1 protein-coding gene is annotated in these 1,381 nt (G+C 66.1%); it reads left to right on the forward strand.

Annotated elements, in window-relative coordinates; all coding sequences use genetic code 11:
* A partial coding sequence (locus tag BM225_RS21495; protein WP_092465543.1) for an aldehyde dehydrogenase (NADP(+)) occupies nt 1–1,380 on the forward strand: 1,380 nt, incomplete at its 5' end.
* Nucleotide 1,381 lies beyond the last annotated feature (1 nt).

Below are 1,381 nucleotides of genomic sequence, written 5' to 3' on the forward strand. Positions count from 1 at the left end.
TGTCAGGCCGCCGAAGAGGCGTTCTGGGAGTATGGCTATTCCAGCCGCGAGACGCGCGCGCAGTTTTTGGAAGCGATCGCCGACGAGATTGATGCGCGCGGCGAGGCGATCACCGAGATTGGGTGCGCTGAGACTGGCCTGCCCGAGGCGCGCTTGGTGGGCGAACGGGGCCGGACCGTTGGGCAGATCCGTTTGTTTGCCAGCCACATTCGTGCAGGGGACTATCTGGACCGTCGGCATGATGAGGCTCTGCCGGATCGGGCGCCTTTGCCCCGTCCGGACCTGCGGATGATGCAGCGGCCCATCGGGCCTGTGGCGGTGTTCGGGGCGTCGAACTTTCCTTTGGCGTTCAGCACGGCAGGCGGCGATACGGCAGCGGCTTTGGCGGCGGGCTGTCCTGTTGTGGTCAAGGGTCACGGCGCGCATCCCGGCACCGGCGAGATTGTGGCCGAGGCCATTGCGGCGGCGGTCGAGAAGTGCGGCATGCCCAAGGGTGTGTTCAGCCTGATCCAGGGCGGCAAGCGCGATGTGGGGCAGGCTTTGGTCCAACACTCCTTGATCAAGGCGGTTGGGTTCACCGGATCGCTGGGGGGCGGCCGCGCGCTGTTTGACCTGTGCGCGCAGCGGGACGAACCCATTCCGTTCTTTGGCGAACTTGGGTCTGTGAACCCGATGTTCATGCTACCTTCGGCTGTGGCCAGCCGTGGCGCGGCCTTAGGCGAGGCGTGGGCCGGATCGCTGACCATGGGCGCGGGGCAGTTCTGCACCAACCCCGGGATTGCGGTGGTGCTTGAGGGTTCCGAAGGCGAGGCCTTCGCTGAAGCGGCCCGTGCAGCCCTGTCCGAGAGCGGCGCGCAGGTCATGCTGACCGACGGAATTGCGGCGGCCTATCGCGATGGCGCGGCCAAGATGCAGGGCGCGGCCGGGGTTCAGGACATGCTGACGTCAATGTGCGACACCCGCGAAGCCAAGCCATTCCTGTTCCGCGTTTCTGCCGATGACTGGATCGGCAATCACGCCCTGAGCGAAGAGGTCTTTGGCCCGCTCGGTCTGGTCGTGGTGGCCAAGGACGAAGCGCAGATGATCGAGGTCGCCAAGTCCTTTGTCGGCCAGCTGACCGCGACCCTGCACATGGACGACAGCGACGCGACACTGGCGCGCCGCCTGCTGCCGGTGCTGGAGCGCAAGGCAGGCCGCGTTCTGGCCAACGGCTTCCCCACAGGGGTCGAGGTTTGCGACAGCATGGTTCATGGCGGACCTTATCCGGCGTCCACCAACTTTGGCGCGACCAGCGTGGGCACCCTGTCCATCCGCCGCTTCTTGCGCCCCGTGTGCTACCAGAACATCCCCGCGTCGATCCTGCCGGACGATTTGGGGTAAG

This window comes from Donghicola eburneus, from assembly GCF_900115865.1.
GTDB classification, from domain to species: Bacteria; Pseudomonadota; Alphaproteobacteria; order Rhodobacterales; family Rhodobacteraceae; genus Donghicola; species Donghicola eburneus.